This is a genomic window from Mucilaginibacter sp. P5_A6 (assembly GCF_056400585.1).
Genome location: NZ_JBFUKZ010000006.1, coordinates 135,165 through 155,722 on the forward strand (window position 1 = coordinate 135,165; position 20,558 = coordinate 155,722).

General features: G+C 41.1%; 19 protein-coding genes. 7 read left to right on the forward strand and 12 right to left on the reverse strand.

What is annotated here, in order from left to right; translation table 11 throughout:
- Positions 1-122: 122 nt before the first annotated feature.
- Positions 123-1,103: a deoxyhypusine synthase family protein gene (locus AC1DO4_RS08375; protein ID WP_477414749.1), complete on the reverse strand. Its 981-nt coding sequence runs from the start codon at positions 1,101-1,103 to the stop codon at positions 123-125.
- A gap of 123 nt (positions 1,104-1,226) precedes the next feature.
- On the opposite strand from AC1DO4_RS08375, the gene AC1DO4_RS08380 reads away from it, so the two are divergent.
- Positions 1,227-2,363: a BamA/TamA family outer membrane protein gene (locus AC1DO4_RS08380; RefSeq protein WP_477414751.1), complete on the forward strand. Its 1,137-nt coding sequence runs from the start codon at positions 1,227-1,229 to the stop codon at positions 2,361-2,363.
- Between the two features lie 105 nt (positions 2,364-2,468).
- On the opposite strand, the gene AC1DO4_RS08385 is transcribed toward AC1DO4_RS08380, so the two are convergent.
- A complete protein-coding gene (locus AC1DO4_RS08385) occupies positions 2,469-3,083 on the reverse strand; it encodes a hypothetical protein (RefSeq protein WP_477414753.1) in 615 nt (204 codons plus the stop codon).
- Between the two features lie 43 nt (positions 3,084-3,126).
- Between AC1DO4_RS08385 and AC1DO4_RS08390 the strand changes: the two genes are divergently transcribed.
- Positions 3,127-3,984: a transglutaminase family protein gene (locus AC1DO4_RS08390; protein WP_477414755.1), complete on the forward strand. Its 858-nt coding sequence runs from the start codon at positions 3,127-3,129 to the stop codon at positions 3,982-3,984.
- Between the two features lie 378 nt (positions 3,985-4,362).
- Here the strand turns inward: AC1DO4_RS08390 and AC1DO4_RS08395 are convergent, their stop codons facing one another.
- The 5 genes from AC1DO4_RS08395 to AC1DO4_RS08415 form a co-directional block, all read right to left on the reverse strand.
- Positions 4,363-5,274 (reverse strand): alpha/beta hydrolase, encoded by a 912-nt coding sequence (locus AC1DO4_RS08395; RefSeq protein WP_477414757.1) that lies wholly within the window; start codon positions 5,272-5,274, stop codon positions 4,363-4,365.
- Between the two features lie 31 nt (positions 5,275-5,305).
- Complete coding sequence (locus AC1DO4_RS08400) at positions 5,306-6,064, reverse strand: LytR/AlgR family response regulator transcription factor (RefSeq protein WP_477414759.1); 759 nt, start codon at positions 6,062-6,064, stop codon at positions 5,306-5,308.
- A 10-nt stretch (positions 6,065-6,074) separates the two neighbouring features.
- On the reverse strand, positions 6,075-7,763 hold the full coding sequence (locus AC1DO4_RS08405; protein WP_477414761.1) for a sensor histidine kinase: 1,689 nt from the start codon (positions 7,761-7,763) through the stop codon (positions 6,075-6,077).
- A gap of 179 nt (positions 7,764-7,942) precedes the next feature.
- A protein-coding gene (gene prfB / locus AC1DO4_RS08410) for a peptide chain release factor 2 (protein WP_477408383.1) occupies positions 7,943-9,035 on the reverse strand; the annotation gives its coding sequence in 2 pieces (ribosomal slippage) (positions 7,943-8,974 and positions 8,976-9,035; 1,092 coding nt in all).
- Between the two features lie 99 nt (positions 9,036-9,134).
- Positions 9,135-9,572, reverse strand: a complete 438-nt coding sequence (locus AC1DO4_RS08415; protein WP_477408385.1) for a hypothetical protein — start codon at positions 9,570-9,572, stop codon at positions 9,135-9,137.
- Positions 9,573-9,825: 253 nt separating this feature from the next.
- Between AC1DO4_RS08415 and pgi the strand changes: the two genes are divergently transcribed.
- Positions 9,826-11,472 carry a glucose-6-phosphate isomerase gene (gene pgi / locus AC1DO4_RS08420; protein WP_477414763.1) on the forward strand — a complete coding sequence of 549 codons (1,647 nt, stop codon included), beginning with the start codon at positions 9,826-9,828 and terminating at the stop codon, positions 11,470-11,472.
- 128 nt (positions 11,473-11,600) lie between these two features.
- On the opposite strand, the gene AC1DO4_RS08425 is transcribed toward pgi, so the two are convergent.
- Positions 11,601-11,996: a DUF805 domain-containing protein gene (locus AC1DO4_RS08425; protein ID WP_477414765.1), complete on the reverse strand. Its 396-nt coding sequence runs from the start codon at positions 11,994-11,996 to the stop codon at positions 11,601-11,603.
- 678 nt (positions 11,997-12,674) lie between these two features.
- Between AC1DO4_RS08425 and tnpA the strand changes: the two genes are divergently transcribed.
- Positions 12,675-13,247, forward strand: coding sequence for an IS200/IS605 family transposase (tnpA, locus tag AC1DO4_RS08430; RefSeq protein WP_477414767.1), 573 nt, complete (start codon positions 12,675-12,677; stop codon positions 13,245-13,247).
- 284 nt (positions 13,248-13,531) lie between these two features.
- Here the strand turns inward: tnpA and AC1DO4_RS08435 are convergent, their stop codons facing one another.
- Genes AC1DO4_RS08435 through AC1DO4_RS08450 form a run of 4 tightly spaced genes read right to left on the reverse strand, consistent with a single transcriptional unit; the run spans position 13,532 to position 17,851 of the window.
- On the reverse strand, positions 13,532-14,623 hold the full coding sequence (locus AC1DO4_RS08435; RefSeq protein ID WP_477414769.1) for a glutaminyl-peptide cyclotransferase: 1,092 nt from the start codon (positions 14,621-14,623) through the stop codon (positions 13,532-13,534).
- A gap of 4 nt (positions 14,624-14,627) precedes the next feature.
- On the reverse strand, positions 14,628-14,996 hold the full coding sequence (locus AC1DO4_RS08440) for a YraN family protein (RefSeq protein WP_477414771.1): 369 nt from the start codon (positions 14,994-14,996) through the stop codon (positions 14,628-14,630).
- Positions 14,997-16,931, reverse strand: coding sequence for a DNA primase (gene dnaG / locus AC1DO4_RS08445; protein ID WP_477404102.1), 1,935 nt, complete (start codon positions 16,929-16,931; stop codon positions 14,997-14,999). It abuts the gene before it with no gap.
- A gap of 50 nt (positions 16,932-16,981) precedes the next feature.
- Positions 16,982-17,851, reverse strand: a complete 870-nt coding sequence (locus AC1DO4_RS08450) for a DMT family transporter (RefSeq protein WP_477414773.1) — start codon at positions 17,849-17,851, stop codon at positions 16,982-16,984.
- Between the two features lie 137 nt (positions 17,852-17,988).
- On the opposite strand from AC1DO4_RS08450, the gene AC1DO4_RS08455 reads away from it, so the two are divergent.
- The 3 genes from AC1DO4_RS08455 to asnS all read left to right on the forward strand — a co-directional run bounded on the left by AC1DO4_RS08455 (position 17,989) and on the right by asnS (position 20,553).
- Positions 17,989-18,468, forward strand: coding sequence for a DUF6252 domain-containing protein (locus AC1DO4_RS08455; RefSeq protein WP_477414775.1), 480 nt, complete (start codon positions 17,989-17,991; stop codon positions 18,466-18,468).
- Positions 18,469-18,579: 111 nt separating this feature from the next.
- A complete protein-coding gene (locus AC1DO4_RS08460; RefSeq protein ID WP_477414777.1) occupies positions 18,580-19,071 on the forward strand; it encodes a hypothetical protein in 492 nt (163 codons plus the stop codon).
- A gap of 33 nt (positions 19,072-19,104) precedes the next feature.
- On the forward strand, positions 19,105-20,553 hold the full coding sequence (gene asnS, locus AC1DO4_RS08465; protein WP_477414779.1) for an asparagine--tRNA ligase: 1,449 nt from the start codon (positions 19,105-19,107) through the stop codon (positions 20,551-20,553).
- Positions 20,554-20,558 lie beyond the last annotated feature (5 nt).

Genomic DNA, 20,558 nt, shown 5'->3' on the forward strand with positions numbered 1-20,558 from the left:
CTATAATTTATAATCGTTCTAAATAAATGCAAAAAATGCCATTTAAATACCCTTTAGCATATATTTATATCATTTTGAAAATCTTTTAATGGTTTTATCACCAATATCGATTTTAAATTCTGTTATTGTTTTAGTATCCAGGCAAATATTAGGGGCGCTACAATAGTAGCATCGCTCTCCACTATAAACTTAGGGGTGTGTATATCCAATTTGCCCCATGTTATCTTCTCGTTTGGCACTGCACCCGAGTATGAACCATACGATGTGGTTGAATCCGAGATCTGGCAAAAGTAACTCCAGAAAGGTACATCATGCATCTCCATATCCTGGTAAAGCATGGGTACAACGCATATCGGGAAATCGCCCGCAATGCCGCCACCTATCTGGAAAAAGCCTATACCCTTGCCCGATGAATTTTTGGTATACCAATCTGCAAGCCAGGCCATATATTCGATACCACTTTTCATGGTTGATGCCTTCAGCTCACCTTTAATAAGGTAGGATGCAAATATGTTACCCATGGTGCTATCTTCCCATCCGGGCACAACTATAGGCAGGTTTTTTTCGGCCGCAGCAAGCATCCATGAGTTTTTAGGATCAATTTCATAATACTGCTCCAGCTCGCCGCTTAGCAATATTTTATACATGTATTCGTGCGGGAAATAACGCTCGCCGCTGTCGTCAGCATCTTTCCATATTTTGTGAATATGCTTTTGCAGCCTGCGGAAAGCTTCTTCTTCGGGAATACAGGTATCGGTAACACGGTTATAGTGATTCTCCAACAAATCCCACTCTTCCTGCGGACTAAGATCGCGGTAGTTGGGCACCCTTTTGTAGTGCGAGTGCGCTACCAGGTTCATGATATCTTCTTCAAGATTGGCCCCGGTACAGGAGATTATGGCAATTTTATCCTGGCGGATCATCTCGGCCAGCGAAATGCCCAGCTCGGCAGTGCTCATGGCACCGGCCAGGGTAACCATCATTTTACCTCCTTCATCAAGGTGGGTCTCATATCCTTTGGCGGCATCCATTAATGCTGCTGAGTTAAAATGCAGGTAGTTTTTTTCAATAAACTGCGAAATAGGTCCTCTTGTGATGCTCATAGTGTATCAATAAAATTCAGGTGCAAAAGTAGGCATTTTAGTTAATTATGATTTTTAAATTCAAAATACTCTAAAATTCAACTATCATAAAGGCAAATGAGGCTATATTAGCAAAAATTGCCTATGAAGACATTTGTAACAACCCTGCTGTTTATTTTTTGCCTGCAACCTGCGTTTTCGCAAACAAACCTTCTCCCTAAATTTATCCGTAAAATGTATTTTGATAAGGATAGCAGTAAAAAAAGCAGCTTTGTTATTTTACCGGTTCTCAGTTCGGCACCCGAAACCGGGCTTGAAGTGGGCGGGGCCGGTTTGTATTCATTTTATACCGATAGCCTTAAAAGCGACACGCGTGTATCAAACATTTTTACTTACGCTACCATTACAACCAAAGGTCAAAACCGCCTTAGTTTAAGTACCAGCTACTGGACACCACACAACAAATATCATTATACAGCAGGCATCAGCTATATAAACTTCCCTTTTGATTTTTATGGAATTGGCAATAACACATTGAAAGCCAACACCGATCGTGTTGGGCAAAAAAGGGTTAAATTATATATAGGAGCCGAAAAAAAAATTACCGATAACTTATATGCCGGTTTTGTGGCAGGTGCTTACAGGTACAGCTTTGGCGATGGACAAGCAAACAGCATTTTTTATACCGACCCAAGAGTTGAAAACCGTGAAGGCGGCACCAGCGCCTACATTGGCCCAAGCCTTATTTTTGATAGCCGCAACAATAATACCTACACTACTAAAGGCGCCATTATAAACACATCATTTGAAATTACGCATGGCTTATTTGGCAATAATGATTACAAAGGCGGCTTATTTAATATAGAATACTCCCAGTTTTTTTCGCTTAGTAAAAAGCTGGTTTTGGGGGTTGACATACAGGAGCAAAGCCTTACAGGCAAACAGTCACCATTTTTTTTAATGCCCGCTTTGGGCAATGACGAGCTGATGCGGGGGTATTACAACGGTCGTTACCGCGACCGCAATATGCTTGCCGGCCAAACCGAACTACGTTACCGCTTAAGTCCGCGTATTGGTCTTGCAGGCTTTATAGGTACCGGAGAGGTTTTTAACAAAAGCTTTAGCTGGGGGCAATTGAAACCAAACTACGGCGGCGGTGTCCGTTATTTTTTTGATATTGAGAAAGGCCTAAGCATCAGGGCTGATTACGGTATAGGTCAAAAGGTTACGGGAGAAGCCCGGCAGAGCGGATTTTATGCAGCGCTGGGCCAATCGTTTTAATTTCCGAACCTGAATTTATAGAATTATTTGAACGTTGAATATTCAGCTTCAAGATAAAATTCAAATAATTCATAAATTCGATAAATTTCGGTTCAGACAAAATCGCTAATACTTCACCTTAAAGTGTTCCTTAACACTCCTCCCCTGTTTAAAAAATACAAGACCTATCCAAAACAGATCAATTGTTAGCGTAACTTTTGGATGTGCTTTGATTTGAGTCCAGGCTTGTTTCGTTTCCCTGCTTTGATAAATACCGGTGAAAACAAGTACGGTCTCTTTATGCGTTTTGGGGAGGAATAGTTCAAAGTAGTTCAGCATTTCATTCTTACACTGATTGCTGTTAAAAAGAATCATATCAACTGTTGCTTCGCCTATGCCGGCAATTTTACCACCATTTTCGATAATGTAAACCCTGGCATCAGTTGCGGCCTTTTGCAGGTAAAAAGTAGTTATGCTATCCCCCTTGCCAATTTCAACAATAGTGGCCGGATTAAAATAAGCGGTTAACCTGTAAAGCAGCTGGTTTACTTTAGGCTTTAATCCCCCGGTTTCCCGACCGGATATATGCAGAGCTTCAGCCTCATGGTACACTTTTTGGTCTTTATAATTGTATATTACTGTATCTATCAGCTTATATACAAACGGAGAATGTACGCCATGCCTGTTGTTTGCCCTAAGGCGATGCCGCACATAATCTTGCACTAATCTGAAACTTAACATCACTGCAAAAGTAAAAAAGTTTAGTATTTTAGCAGTATAGCGTATGATAAATCCGACGGAAGTAAACTCTTTGATCCGGTTACTGGACGACCCTGATAACGAGATCTATGAGCATGTTCACGAAAAACTGCTCGGCTATGGTATTGAAGTGATAGCATACCTGGAAACGGCTTTTGAGCAAGCCTTTGATGCGGTGCAGCAGGAACGTATTGCTAACCTGGTACATGAGATCCAATTCGGCACATTAAAAAACGACCTGAAGCTTTGGCACCAGGGTGGCGCTTTCGATCTGTTACAGGGCATCCTCATCATTAACCGCTACCAATATCCCGATCTGGACGAACAGAAAGTTATAAACCAGATAGAATCCATTAAGCGCGACATCTGGATCCAGATGATGAACGAGGCCAGCCCAAAGGAACAGATCAAGCTTATTAATCATGTGTTCTACAATATTTATGGTTTCAGCGGCAATACCTCCAACCACCTCGACCCGCAAAACAGCTTCCTGAGCCAGGTGCTCGAAACTAAGAAAGGTAACCAGATCTCGCTGGCTATCATCTATTCCATTATCGCCCAAAAACTGGATATCCCTGTGTATGGTGTAAACCTGCCACAGCATTTCATTTTAGCCTACCTTGATGAAAGTATGGAAAGTGAATTTGAAGGCAACATCCTGTTTTACATCAATGCCTTTAACAAGGGATTCATTTTTGGCCGCAGGGATGTGGATATGTTTTTGAAACAGCTTAACCTTAAGTTTGATAAACAGTTTTATGAACCCTGCTCAAATACCGATATCATTAAACGGGTGATCCGTAACCTTATCAGTGCCTATGAAAATCTTGGTTCGACGGAAAAGGTTGTGGAATTAAATGAATTGTTGGGAATATTGGAGTAGGCCTTACCTACAATTTTTCAGTATCGACCTCATAATAAAACACCGTACTTTTCATACACCGTTGGTGCACCTTTCATACACCTTACGCATCACCTTTCAAATACTCTTCACACCCATTTGAGCTCCTTTCGGCGCCCCTTAAATTAGATACAAATAGATAATAATGAGCATATTACATTATTTACTGATCTAAAAAGCTCTCTTTTTAAAAAAGCAGCGGGCGGTTATCTCAGCAAGATAACCGCCCACGTTTGTTTACATTCAAATTTACAAAAAATACCTTATAAACCGAAACGCCTTTGGCTAATTTACTGCCCCTTATTTAAACTTTTTTTATAATATAAATTCAGCCTATTTCTTTTGCCTTATTTCTTCAACTTACTTCCCGCTCAAAAAACCATTCTCCTCCAGCCAATTGGTGGCCCAGTCAAACCATTTGCCTTTGTTTTTGGAGTTATTCATACCAAAACCATGCCCACCTTCCTGGAACAGGTGCAACTCGGCTTTCACTTTATTTTTGAGCAAAGCATCATAAAACATCAGGCTGTTTTGCACAGGCACTACGTTATCGTCCTGGGCATGTACCAAAAATGTAGGCGGCGTATTAGCAGTAATTTGTTTTTCGTTGGAGTATAATTCAAGTTGTGCTGCCGATGGTGTTTTGCCCACCAGGTTTTCGCGCGAGCCAACATGGGCCTGTTCGCCAAAACTGATCACGGGGTATATCAGCATCATAAAATCAGGCCTGAGGCTAATGTTGTCTTTATTTTCAATTACCGGTTTATCAAAGTGTGTTCCTTCGGTAGAAGCCAGGTGCCCGCCGGCCGAAAAGCCAATGATCCCTATTTTTGCAGGGTTTATCCCCCACTCCTTAGCATTTTTACGAACAGTTAATATGGCCATTTGCGCATCCTGTAGCGGACCGATTGACCTATCTACCATTATATCATCACTTGGCAAGCGATACTTCAGTAAAAACGCTGTTACACCTATTTTATTAAATTCCTGGCAAATGGCTATCCCCTCATGTGCATTGGCTAAACCGCCATACCCGCCGCCCGGGCAAACTACAATAGCGGCTCCGTTGGCCTTACCTTTTGCCGGCAAATAAGGTGTGAGGGTTGGTTCGCTTACCCCTGTTATCCATGCACCATTTATTTTCTCTACATAAGTGGCAGGCGTAGGTTTTGAATTGGGCACCCCTTTTGGATATAAAGGGATTAGCTTTTCCTGGCTATGAGCTACGGTTGCTGCAATGGTCAAAATAAAGATTGATAAAATAATTTTCATAATTTGTTAGGTATATGCAATTATAGGTTTTTTATGCTAAACTTTTGCCTAAAGCATCTTTTACCATTTCGCGGTTTTGGCGCGAGATAGGCACTTTAGTGTGATCATTCAACAGCAACGTGCCGCCATCCTCTTTCAAATAACTTTTTACAAATTGTGTGTTCACCAGGTGCGATTGATGGGTACGCACAAACTGGTGTGGTTTTAAAATATCGGCAAATTCCTTAAGGGTTTTACATACTAACACCTGTTCGCCGCTTTGCAGGTAAAATGTGGTATAATTGTTTGATGCCTCGCACCTGATGATGTCGGTAATTCTTACATACATAATCTCGGTAAGCGTGGGCAAAGTGATCTTGGGTGTTTCCTTTTGGCCAGCCTTGATGTACTCCAGCAGGTGTTCTATACTTTGATTTTGTTGCCTACCGCTTATCTTTTGCCCGGCCTTTTCAATGGCCAGTTTAAATTCGGTTATATCTATTGGTTTCAGCAGGTAGTCTAATGCCGAAAATTTAATAGCCTGGATACCGTATTTATCATAAGCAGTGATAAAAATCACCTCGAAATTAATTTTATCAAAAGCTCGCAATACATCAAACCCAGACTGCCCCGGCATCTGAATATCGAGAAACAGCAAGTGGGGCTGGTTGGCTTTTATAGCCGTTATAGCATCACCGGCATTTGATGCTGTTGCCACTACATCAATTTGGGGGCAATAGGTTTGGATGATCTGCTGCAAATTTTCGATATTGTTAAGCTCATCATCAACTATAATACTTCGGATACTCATGGGCGTAAAATTATATCCAGTTTGATAAACGGATACTAACTACAGTACCCGGCCCTTGTGTATCAATATTTAAACTCACAGGCTGATCTTTATATAACTGATTCAATAAAGCTACGCGTTCTTCGCTTAATTTTACGCCATAACCGTTTATTTCGCCGGGGCTATCCTGGTTAATCCATTTGCCATTATCTTTTATAGTGAAGATGATATCTTTCGCTTCGCGGATAATCGAGATCTTAATTATGCCTTCTTCTTTTAACACAGCAACACCGTGCTTAACCGCGTTCTCAACAAATGGTTGTAACAACATCGCAGGGATATCAGTGTTTGCTTTGTTCAATGCTTCATCAACCTTTATCTCATATTTAAAACCGAAACGCAATTGTTCCATTTGCAGGTAATCATCTAAAATGGTTATTTCCTGCTCCAGGCTTAATAGTTCATCGTTACCGGTATCCAGCACCTGCCGGGTTAAGCCCGCAAATTTGGAGAGGTAATGATTTGCGCCCTCTATATCATTTTTATTCACCAGGTTTTGAATGGATGTTAAAGCATTAAACATAAAATGCGGGTTAAGCTGCGCACGGATGGATTGCAATTTTAACCCCGCTGTTTGTTTTTCCTGTGCTGCCCGTAACAGCTTTACCTGATTGCGCCTATAATACCCCCCAAACAGCAAAACAACACCCGTGAGTGTTGCCATGATATAAGGTAAGGCTTGTTTTATAGAAACTTTTTTATCTGATACCGGGGGCGGCTCAACGTTAAATGGGATCCGCAACATTTGCTCTTCGGGCCACTTGCCAAGGTCATTTGCACGCTGGATAATTATTTCATATTTGCCGGGCCTGTTGTAAAATTTACTATCTATATCATAATAGTTTTCCCGGTTATAATACCCCATTTCAGTAGTGTCTTTTTTTCCACTTTCATTTTTAACCAGGTACACCACATAGGGTATAGTTTCATGATGCTTATAGTATAAGCGTATGCTGCCCACACTGTCAGCAGGAAAGCTAAAATCTAACGGCATTCCAGTGTGCTCATTAAACTTTTTAGCATACCCATGATTAAGCTTTAAATTATCCAGATCAAAATAGTCTTTTAACCGGTTAATTTCTATACGTGTTACAAAGGGTTTAAAGTTAGGTTTCCAGTCAAACACCACCCCTTGGCGGATATCGTAATTTTGGGTGTTAACCACTTCTATCAATAGTTGCTTACCCGGAGCTTTAAACTTGCCCAAAAAACCATACGGTTCACTTGCCCCATATTTTTGTTGGAGCATTGGTATTTTTGACCATGGAACTAATTCAACACTATCATTTTCAACTACGTGATAGCGATAATCATTAACATTAGTTTTAGTAATGCCGTACGCTATTAAAATTGCTGTTGAAGTATCTGAAATGATATAACTTGCATACTCTTTAGAGACCGATTTTATATTTGATGAAAAAAAATCGACAAGATTGGGGTTAAGCTTTACGCCCAGCCAAATGGGGTGTTTGTCGTTTATCATTCTAAAGGACTTTACCGTGGCCAAATCGGTATCTTTAACGCCATAATACGCCCCTCTGTACTCGAAGGTAAAATGATTACCAAAGGATAGGTCCTGCTTTGGTTGTGCAGATGAATGTAACGGAGCGATGAAACTAAGGATTAGCCCGGTTAACAATACTAAAATACTGTTTTTCATGATTGTGTTTAAGTTTACGACTATTGTTTACATCACAAAAATGCATTTTCGGGCTACAGTCACCAATGCATAACGAGCATGCGGTAGCAAGCGTTTAGAATTTGGCAATAAATGCTATCAAACAGAAAGCGGCACTATCATAATTGATAATACCGCCTTATTTTTTAACACTGGTTATTTTAACTCTTCGGTCCGCCAAATTCCATCAGGTAGGCTTTTAAAAACTCGTTAAGCTCACCATCTAATACGGCTGCCGCGTTTGATGTTTCGTAATCAGTACGCAGGTCTTTCACCAACTTATAAGGATGCAACACATAGTTCCTGATCTGCGATCCCCACTCTATTTTCTTCTTGTTGCCCTCAATAGCATTGCTGATCTCCATACGCTTACGCATTTCAATCTCGTATAACTGCGATTTTAATAAACGAATAGCATTATCCTTATTTTGCAACTGCGAGCGCGATTCCTGGTTTTTAATAATGATACCCGAAGGTTTGTGGTATAAACGTACCGCGGTTTCCACCTTGTTCACATTTTGCCCGCCTGCACCTCCCGAACGGAATGTTTCAAACTCGATATCTGCCGGGTTAATATCTATCTCGATGGTATCATCAACCAGCGGGTAAACGTATACCGATGCAAACGAGGTATGGCGCTTGGCATTTGCATCAAATGGCGAAACACGTACCAAACGGTGCACTCCATTTTCACCTTTTAAATAGCCATAGGCAAAATCGCCTTCCAGCTGCAGAGTTACAGTTTTTACGCCGGCCACATCACCAGGCTGATAATCCTGCTCGGTAACTTTATAGCCGTTCTTTTCGCCCCACATAATGTACATACGCATAAGCATACCTGCCCAGTCGCAACTTTCGGTACCACCTGCACCGGCTGTAATTTGGAGTACCGCGTGAAATTGATCTTCTTCGGCCGAGAGCATGTTTTTAAATTCAAGCTCCTCAACCGCTTTTATGGCCATGTTATATTGCTCCAGCATCTCGGCTTCTGTAGCATCGCCGGCCTGGTAAAATTCAAATAGTACGCCGGTATCTTCAATTACCGCCAATACTTTTTGAAATTCATCTGTCCATACCTTTTTAACTTTGATGGAGGCCAGCACTTTTTCGGCTTCTTTTGGATGATCCCAAAAATGCGGACCAACGGTTATTTCCTGTTCCTGATGCAGTAGCTCAAGTTTCTTGTCGATGTCAAAGATGCCTCCTCAGGGAAGCTGCTCTATCCCTTAAATCCAGAATCTGTTCTTTAGTCATGTGGCAAATATATGCAATTTGATATTTGGCATAAATAAAAAAGACCTGCAAATTGTTTTAGCAATCTGCAGGCCCGTTTCATAGGTAAATGATATTATCTTAAGCCACCATCAAATCATTAACCAGCAAACTTAAGTTGGCACGGTTACCATTTAGCTTGGTGAGCATATTGGTTAAGCCAAACTCTTTAATCTGCTCGCTTTTTGACGCTTTTACAAGATCACTCATCACATGCGGGATAAGTGACTTGGCTATGATCATGGCCTGTGCCGGATCGATGTGGTAAAATGTGTTAAGCCTGTTGGCAAATCTGCTTACCATGCTTGATACTAATGAATGGTTGTAAATGCCCGAAGACTGGAAATACTTAACTACATCTTTCAACTTACCATTTTCCATCTGCCCTTTTAATACCTCAATGATTGAACTCGAAGCCTCAATCATTACACTCTCGTGAAGCTTTACAGGGATTGCGGGATTGTTAATAACTGCCGTCCCGGCGTTATTTTTTACAAGCAAAAAAAGTTTTTCAAACATGGTCGTAAATATTTTATACTTAAATTTACAAAATGATGATAAATCAGCCATTTGATTACCAACAATACAAATATATCAAATTATTATTTGAAACTTCAAAGCAATTTGTAAATATTTTTAAAATTATTGTAATTTTTAAGTGTCAAGTAAACACTATCTAAATAGTGTTTAAATAACACAAAGACTGCTTAGTTTAACATTTGTTATCCACCTAACAATTAACTTATTACTTTTGTTAAAAAACACATCAACTATGTTGCCAAATACCAATTTCACAACCACACAGAGCTACAAATATTTAGCTGACCATTACATTGATATTGTATCAAAAGGCTTGAAAGAATTATTCGACACTGATGATCAGCGATTTAACAAATTCTCAATCCAGTTTGAAGATATCCTGCTCGACTATTCTAAAAACCGTATTGACGATGAAACTATAGCTTTATTGATCCAATTAGCTAAAGAATGTTCAGTAAATAAGGCAATTGAAGCCATGTTTGCAGGCGAAAAAATAAACGTTACCGAAGGACGCCAGGTGCTGCACATTGCATTACGTAACCGCAGCAACAAACCTATTTACGTTGATGGCAAAGATGTGATGCCCGATGTAAACAATGTGCTTGATCATATGAAGGATTTCAGCAATGCCATCATATCGGGCTCCTGGAAAGGTTATACCGGCAAACCTATCACTGATGTGGTTAATATCGGCATCGGCGGGTCTGATTTAGGCCCGGTTATGGTAACCGAAGCATTGAAAGCTTATAAAAACCACCTTAACCTTCACTTTGTATCCAATGTGGATGGTACACATATAGCCGAGACACTAAAAGCAGTTGATCCGGAAACAACATTGTTCCTTATTGCTTCAAAAACATTTACCACCCAGGAAACCATGGGTAATGCCCACAGCGCCCGCGACTGGTTTTTAGCTGCCGGTGCTACCGAAGCCGATGTGGCCAAACACTTCGCGGCCTTATCAACCAATGCAGCCGCGGTTGAAAAATTTGGTATCGATACTAAAAACATGTTCGAGTTTTGGGATTGGGTTGGCGGCAGGTACTCTTTATGGAGTGCTATCGGCTTATCAATCGCCCTCAGCATCGGCTTTGATAATTTTGCCGAACTGCTGGAAGGCGCCCATGCTGCCGATGAGCATTTCCGCACTGCAGAGTTTGAGCAAAACATCCCGGTTACCCTTGCCCTTTTGGGTATCTGGTACAATAACTTCTTTGAAGCTGAAACAAACGCTATTTTGCCTTATGACCAATATATGCACCGCTTTGCCGCCTATTTTCAACAAGGCGACATGGAAAGCAATGGCAAGCATGTTGACCGTAACGGCAAACATGTAGAATATTCAACCGGCCCGATCATTTGGGGAGAGCCTGGCACCAACGGTCAGCATGCATTTTACCAGTTGATTCATCAGGGTACAAAATTGATCCCCTGCGATTTTATAGCTCCCGCCCAATCACACAATCCACTTGGTGAGCATCACAATATGTTGCTGTCGAACTTTTTTGCGCAAACAGAAGCTTTGATGAATGGTAAAACCGAAGAAGTGGTTATTGAGGAATTAAAAGCCGCAGGAAAATCTGACGAGGAAATTGCAGCCATAGCGCCATTCAAAGTATTTGAAGGTAACCGCCCTACAAACTCCTTCCTGCTTAAAAAAATCACCCCTCGCAGCCTGGGTTCGTTGATAGCTATGTACGAGCACAAGATTTTTGTACAGGGCATTATCTGGAACATTTACAGCTTTGACCAATGGGGTGTTGAACTGGGCAAACAACTGGCCGGTAAAATCCTTCCTGAATTAAAAGACGATGCCGAGATCAGCAGCCATGATTCATCAACTAATGGGCTGATCAATTTGTATAAGGCATGGCGGTAAGCCCCCCGGCCCCCTGAAGGGGGAGCTTTTGATAGCTACATTAAATTATAAACAGAAAAGCCGCAAATTTGCGGCTTTTCTGTTTATAATTTTTGAGCAAATGCTCTTCCCTCTTTCGGAACCAGGGACTAATCCTTAAGCTCGTCACTATTTGAATAACTACCATTTATCGATGGTTTATCCGGAAAAGGGCTTTCATATTGCTCCGGGCCAAAAGATTCCCGTTCCTTAGGGCTATAACCATATTCATTCTCGCCGGGATTACCATCCTCAAACAGCAGCCAGAAAAAATAAAAAGGGATTATTTGCCACCATCCGCTTTTTCCAAGATCATGGCATCTTTTCGCTCCCTGCGACCAGGAAAACCATAGGAGTGGAATAAACACTAATAAAATTGCTTTAGGCCCATCGCCCGCTTCAGCTGATATCCTGATAGTTAAATAAGATATAACATAGATAATTAAACTGATGCCGTACTCAGTTCTTCTGATACGGCCGTTAAATGAAAAAAGATTTTTAAACATACATTATTTGATAAGGTTTCCCTAATGTATGTAAACGATTGATATGTTGAAAATTTATTTCTTCACAAACTTTACCCGGACTATCATAATGAATTTTGATTTGCATAGCTCTTTTATATCAGATCAAAATTCATTGTCGCCTCCATTTATGAGGCCGATCAGCAGCCATGATTCATCAACTAATGGGCTGATCAATTTGTATAAGGCATGGCGTTGATTTTGGCTAAAGCCGGATTTGCTTGCTGACTATCCGTTGGCTAAAGCCAACGGCAATGAATTTTGATTTGCAAGTTGTTTGCTTGTCCTGTTAATCGGAAAAGGTTTAAGTCAACCTTAATACTTGACATCCATTGACTGGAACCACGGCAATGAACTGGCAATTCAATTTCATTGCCGTCCCATTTATGGGACGGATTATAAAACGACAATGAATTTTGATTTGCAAGTTGTTTGCTTGTCCTATTAATCGGAAAAGGTTTAAGTCAACCTTAATACCTGAGATCCATTGACTGGAACCACGGCAATCAACTGGCAATTCAATTTCATTGCCGGCCCATTTATGGGACGGATTATAAAACGGCAATGAATTTTGATTTGCAAGTTGTTTGCTTGTCCTATTAATCGGAAAAGGTTTAAGTCAACCTTAATACTTGACATCCATTGACTGGAACCACGGCAATGAACTGGCAATTCAATTTCATTGCCGTCCCATTTATGGGACGGATTATAAAATGGCGTAATGTTGGCTTTAGCCAAATTAAACTATGCTTTAGAAATAGCCTTATTTTAGATAAATTTACCCAAACCATCACAAATATGTCTTTTGTAAAAATCTGGATCCATTTGGTATTCTCCACTAAGAACCGCAATCCCTGGCTCAAAAAAGAGTTCAGACACGATGTATACAAACACATTGCCGAAAATTGCAAAGAGAAAGAAATATTTCTACAAGCGATTAATGGATATACCGATCATGTCCATTGCCTTATCTCTTTGGGAAAAGACCAAAATATCGCCAAAATAACTCAGCTTATAAAAGGAGAATCATCATTCTGGATTAATAAGAATAATTTGGTTGATGAACAATTTAGCTGGCAGGATGACTACTTCGCCGTTTCGGTAAGTGAATCTCAGGTAGATACCGTTATTAAGTATATAAAAAATCAAGAGACCCATCATTCAAAAAAATCATTTGAAGATGAGATAAATGAGTTTATGACTAAATATGGATGGCAGGTTATAAAAGGATAACTATTGTTGGCTAAAGCCAACGGCAATGAATTTTTGATTTGCATAGCTCTTTTATATCAGATCAAAATTCATTGTCGCCCCAATTTATGAGACCGATTATTAAACATGATTCATCAACCAATGGGTTAATCAATTTGTATAAGGCATGGCGGTAAGCCCCCCGGCCCCCTGAAGGGGGAGTTTTTGATTAACATAAACAACAAAGGCCGGTTTCTTCGAAACCGGCCTTTGTTGTTTAAAATCTGCACATCTGGAATCTGCATATCTGCACATCAGTTCCCCCTTCAGGGGGTTAGGGGGCCAGGGCTAAACTTTACCTGGTATATTTTAGGCCACCTTTTACCGGTTACAAAAATGCGTTTGGTAGCGGCATCGTAGGCAATACCGTTAAGTACGTTATTGCTCCAATCGCGGCCGGCCGGGCGCTCCGATTCAGGGTACAGGTTTGTCATATCTATTTTTTGCTCTACAGCGCCTGTTTTGGGGTTAATAACCAGGATATCGTCCGTTTGGTAAACATTGGCATATAGCTTACCATCTATGTATTCCAATTCGTTAACAGAATCAATCTGGCCCTTGTCATCACATACATCAATAAATCCAATTTGCTGATACGTATCCTTATTTAAAAACCAAATACGGTTGGTGCTATCATCCATGTAAAGCTTTTTACCATCAAAGCACATACCCCAGCCCTCGGCGCCCACATTGTTGGGGAAGGTATTAAGCAGTTTAAGCGTATTTTTATCGTAAACCAAACCAACCTTGTTTTTCCAGGTAAGCTGGATAATTTTATCGCCGACAACAGACAGGCCCTCTCCAAAATAAGTACTGTCCTTCAACTTTACCTTTTTCAAAATTGTTCCGGTTTGTAAATCGACTTTAAGCAAGGCAGATCGTTGGTAATCACCTGTGCTTTCGTACATCACGCCATCAATATATTGTAATCCTTCGGTGTATAAGCTGGTATCATGCGGAAAAGTTTTTTCCACTTTATAAGTATAGCTTTCGGGGGCTTTGGCGGCTAATAACAGTATATTGGTGCTTACATCCTGGCTTTTGCCGTCATTGTAAACCCTGGCAGTAATTATCTTAATACCTAAAGGAATAGTATCTGTTTTTACGCTGATCCCGGACGTATCTTTAGCCAATCCCAGGCGGGTAGCTTCCATCATATATACTATCGAATCGGGTTTGGTATCTGCAGGTAAACCAACTTTTACTTTCACTTCGTCGCCTGCTTTGTAAGTAGTACCTGCTTCGGGACTTATGGTATAATCAGCGCCGTTATCTGCCGATTTTTCGCGACAGCCGTTACAACCAAATGCAAGCAATAAGCCCGCAGCAAAAATTACCTTTAATTTATTAATCTTCATAAGTTTAAGTTCCTGTCGGCCAAAACGCGTCTTCGATATGGTTTAGTATATAATTCTTATCCTTGTCGAACAAAATGGCGATAATATCAAACCGCACATCACCCTGGTGATTCATCAGGTAAATATATTCATCTGCAGCATCGGCCAGTAGTTTTTGTTTACGGGCATCTACAAAATCTTCGGGTAGGCCAAAACCTATTCCTGTACGGGTTTTAACCTCGGCAAATATAATAACCTTGTCTTTATATGCAATCAGGTCTATCTCGGCTTTACCATGGGTCCAGTTCTCGTCCAATATTTCGTAGCCAGAATTTTCCAGGTGTGTTTTGGCTAAAGTTTCGCCCGCGCGACCTAATTCAAGGTGTTGAGCCATTTATTTGATAATTACCGAACCTAAAAAGTCGGAGATACTTTTTTCAACTTTTTTCATCCGGATATATTGGTTTAGCAATATTTCCTGGTCTGCCTCAGTTTCGGCTGTTTTGAGTTCGGCACGCAGGCCATCAAGTATTTTCTCTACCTTATGCTTTTTAAGATGAAAAATAGCACCCAAAATGGTAGCCTTCATATTGGCCTGTTCATCGTTAATCATTATCCTGTGCATTTCGTACCAGTTCTCGCTCAGGGTGTATTTAGTAGTAAGCAGATCTATAGTAAGATCTACAATTCCTTTATCATGATGATGGATAAAATAATTATCCTCGGGCAGTACGCCATTTTCTACTTCCTGGCGGTATAACTCCACAAACAGTTTACAGGCTGTATGCTCAAAAGTAACATCCCCAAGTTCGGCAATCATAAACGGACCGATATAAGTATTAGCAATGCCATCCCAGTCAATCATTTTACTGCCATATAACAGCAGCAGCCGAATAATTTCCTTTTCTTGAAAATACTCCTGTTTAGTTTCCTTTATCTCGGGTTCATCAAAAAAGTTGGGCTCATCGGGTGGCGGCGATGAATACCTGGTGTTGTTTTGCTGTTGCTGCCCATCCTTTTTCGCCTTGGCCTGGCGCATTTTATTTAGTTCGGATAGCAGTGCCCGTTCATCTATCTGCAATATATAACTGCATTCTTTAATAAAGACTGATGCCTTGATAGAATCCGGGATCTTAGCAATACTCTCCACTATTTCGCGGATGATCTCGGCTTTCTTAATCGGGTCGTTACCCGCTTCTTTTAAAAGGATATTAGCTTTGTAAAGAATAAAATCCTTTTTATTTTCTTCAATGTGCTTTTTGAAAGCATTTGTGCCCACGCTACGCACATAGGAGTCTGGGTCATGCCCTTCGGGAAAAGAAACTACCTTTACGTTAAGGCCTTCTTCCAGGATCATATCCAGTCCACGTAAAGAGGCTTTGATCCCCGCCGCATCGCCATCATACAAAATGGTGATATTTTTGGTAAACCTGCTAATCAGCTTGATCTGTTCCACGGTTAACGACGTTCCCGACGAGGCCACCACGTTTTCAATACCGGCCTGCACTACCGAAAGCACATCGGCATAACCCTCTACCAAATAGCAGTTATCCTCCTCGCGAATGGCTTTCTTGGCAAAGTAAAGCCCATAAAGCACGTTTGACTTATGGTAGATCTCCGACTCGGGCGAGTTTACATACTTGGGTACGTTCTTATCTTTTTTAAGCGTACGGCCGCCAAAGGCAATCACCCGGCCGGTAAAGCTATGGATAGGAAACATTACCCGGCCACGGTAACGGTCATATAGCGTACCATTATCCCGCTTAACAGAAAGGCCGCTTTCTTCTAAAAACTGTGCCTGGTAACCTTCTTTTATGGCAGTACCGGTAAAAGCTTCCCATTGATCGGGAGAGTAACCAAGCTCAAATTTTTTTATGATATCGTTGCTAAAACCGCGCTCTTTAAAATAGCTCAGGCCAATACTTTTGCCTTCGTCTGTATCCAGCAGGCTTTCATGGAAGAATTTAGCTGCATAAGCCGTTACTATCATCAGGCTTTCGCGGCGTTGCTCTTCCTCGCGGTTCTCTGGCGCTTCAACAGTTTCTTCAACCTCGATGCTATATTTTTTTGCCAGCCACTTAAGGGCTTCGGGATAACTGAACTTTTCCAGTTCCATCAAAAATGTAACCGCAGAGCCGCCTTTGCCCGACGAGAAATCTTTAAAGATCCCTTTAGCCGGCGAAACTGTGAATGATGGTGTACGCTCGTTTACAAATGGCGACAGACCTACATAATTGGCTCCGCGCTTTTTTAACTGCACAAACTCCCCTATCACCTCCACAATGTCGGTGGCTTCCATAATACGGTCGATGGTGGATTTTATGATCATATGCTAAAATGCAAATGTAGGGCAAATCATCAATTGATATTTAACAAACGTTAAGATACAATTTTATTTAGTTGATTACGTGGCTTTAAAAATGTTACGGCAATCCCAGCAAGCACAATTGCACTGCCAATGATCTCGTTAAGCTCCAGTTTTTCGCTCAACAAAAACGATGCGAGTATCGCGGCGAAAACGGTTTGGCTGAGTAATGCAATGGAAACTTTGGTAGATTCCAGGTATCTTAACGAATAATTGATGGTGAGCCACCCCACAAGCTGGCATATCACCCCCATACCTACAAAGCACAGCCAAGCTTTAATTGAAAAATCAACAATGCTATTGCCCATAAAGCTATTGATGAGCCATAAAAAAACACTGGCACTCAGCATACTGTAAAACATAAAAGTAAACACATCTATACCCGCCATGATATTTTTTGAGATCATGATATACGCCGCATAAAACAAACTGGCCAATATGGCCAGCAAAATACCGGCGTTAAGTTCCAGGTGCAAAATATGCTCATAGCCAACCAATACCACCATCCCGGCGATAGCAATCACCGTGCCTATCCAGAATAATTTTCCCGAACTTTTTTTTAAAAGCAGGAAACTAAACAGCCCTACCCAAACCGGGGCAAGGTTGGCAATCAGCGTTGAAACCGTTGCACTGATCTTTAATAAAGAGAAATTCCAAACCGCCACATCGGCCGCGAATACTATACCGGCAGCTACTGCAATTAGCAGCTGCCGTTTTTCAATCTGTAGTTTCTTTTTAATAATACAAAAAGGCAGCAGGCAAAGCCAGGCTACAAATACCCTGTAAAATGCCGCCCCAATAGGCGATACCCCGGCAAGCTTTACAAATATCGGCGAAAACGAAATGCACAAAATGCCAATAACAAGGCTCAATTTGGGATTCATAAAAGCATTTAAATGAGGGGCAAACTTAAGCAAATAGGTTTTTAATATTTAGCTTGTTATACCTGTTACCTGCTTTTATTTTGATAAACTGTATCAAAGGTAATTGATGCTTCGTAAGTATAATAAAACCTTCTGACATGAAAAAATATATACTTATCACTGTTGTTATTATCCTGTTTTTTACTGCCTGCGGCAAAAAAGACTGCTGTGTTATACCAGGCCAACAGTTTATTACAGCTACAAAGAATAGCAGCCAATGGAGTGCCGACCCAGCAAGCAGCAATATGGTTCACGACACAGTTGCCATATTTGGTACCAATTTTAATACTACCATCGAAGAAACCCTGACCTTGCAATTTAAGGTTTCGGCACCGGGAAAATATGCTTTAAAAGGAGAACAGGCCCTGTATTACAATACAATAGGCCGGGATGTGATTACCAGCGAATATGAACTTGATGATACCTTTGCAAATACTGTTGAAGTTAAAAATTTTGACAAAGACAAAGGTATTATTGCCGGCACATTTAACTTAAAGTTTAAGCACACCTACCCCGCAGATAAACCAGCCAGCCTTCAATTTTTAAATGGCAAATTCAATGTAGCCTTGCATAAATAGGGAGCTATAAGTGGTATAAATAGGTAAATAATTTATAAATAAAGATGTAACGCCTACTTTTATATACATTTATAAAGCCACTTATCAATAACCTGCTGCCGTTTAGCTAACATGAAAAAAAACCTGCTTTTTTTACTTTTAGCAACCCCATTACTTTTTACATCATGTGCTAAAAAGAAATGCTGCGATTTTCCGGTAACTAAGGATTTTATTGTTGTGCAAAAAGCAGGTACGCAAGCGATGTTTAATCCTTTAAGTCTTACCATAGTGCAGGACACCTTCATCGTATCGGGCAGGAACAATGTGGCCGGGCAGGAAGAAACATTTGGCTTTAGAATAAGGTTAGACGGACTTGGTTATTATACCCTAAAAAGCAACGAGGGTTATTATCATGTAACCAAAGGCAATGAAATAGCAGGCAGGTATAAACTCAGCTCCACACATAGCAATACAGTAACTATTGTTTCGTATAACGCTAAAGACAAAATTCTACAGGGGCTTTTCGACTTTAAATATGTTAAAATTTATGACAACCCGGCAGGCAGCCAGCCGGATAGCATCAGCTTTTTAGACGGAAAATTCAAAGTATCATTACATAATTAATTGTATTTTTGCGGCTCTAAAAAATATACTTATATGAGTCAGCGCATAAAGATCAAAGCATTGCTGCAGAGCCAGCAAACCGATATTGATGTAACAGTTAAGGGATGGGTACGTGCCTTCCGCTCAAATCGTTTTATTGCTTTGAATGATGGCTCAACCAATAACAATATCCAGATCGTGGTTGATTTTGAAAACACCGATCCCGCCCTGTTAAAACGGATTACTGTTGGCGCCGCTATCAGCGTATCAGGAAAGCTTATCGCGTCTTTAGGTAAAGGCCAAACAGTTGAGGTTATTGCTGCTGATATTGAGATCCTGGGTGATAGCGATCCTGAAAAATATCCTATTCAGCCCAAAAAACACAGCCTGGAATTTTTAAGGGAAAACGCCCACCTGCGTTTTCGCACCAGTACTTTTGGGTCGATCTTCCGCCTGCGTAACAGCCTGGCATTCGCGGTGCACCAGTTTTTCCAGGATCGTGGCTTTGTTTACCTGCATACGCCAATCATTACCGCATCTGATGCGGAGGGCGCGGGCGAAACTTTCCATGTCACCAACTTCGACCTGGCCAATCCTCCAAAAACGGATACCGGCGAGGTTGATTTTAAACAAGACTTTTTTGGCCGCCCTACTAACCTTACCGTATCCGGTCAGCTGGAAGGCGAGCTGGGCGCTATGGCTTTGAGCGATATTTACACCTTCGGGCCAACTTTCCGTGCCGAAAACTCAAACACTACCCGTCACCTTGCCGAATTTTGGATGATAGAGCCCGAAATGGCTTTTTATGATTTGAATGACAACATGGACCTTGCCGAGGCCCTGCTGAAATATGTGATTAAATATGCTTTAGATAAAAATGCCGATGACCTGGAATTTTTAACCCAGCGACTGCAGGAAGAAGAAAAGCAGAAACCGCAGAATGAACGGTCGGAAATGACTTTGTTAGAGAAACTTCAGTTTTGTTTAGATAACGATTTTGAGCGCCTTACATATACCGAGGCTATTGAGATTTTAAAAGAATCGACCCCGAATAAAAAGAAAAAATTCCAGTACCCTATTGAAGGCTGGGGTACCGATCTGCAATCGGAGCATGAGCGTTACCTGGTAGAAAAACACTTCAAAAAACCGGTGATCCTTACCGATTATCCTAAGGCTATCAAAGCATTTTACATGCGCCAGAACGAGCCTGATGCCCAGGGCCGCGAAACCGTTCGCGCCATGGATATTCTTTTTCCGGGCATTGGTGAAATTGTAGGTGGCTCACAACGGGAAGAGCGTCTTGGTAAACTGGAGCAACGCATGGACGAAATGGATATCCCTAAAGATGAACTTTGGTGGTACCTGGATACCCGCCGCTTTGGTGCCTGCGAACATGCCGGTTTTGGTTTGGGCTTTGAGCGTTTGGTGCTGTTTGTTACCGGCATGGGCAACATCCGTGATGTGATCCCTTTCCCAAGGTTCCCGAAGAATGCGGAATTTTAATTGAT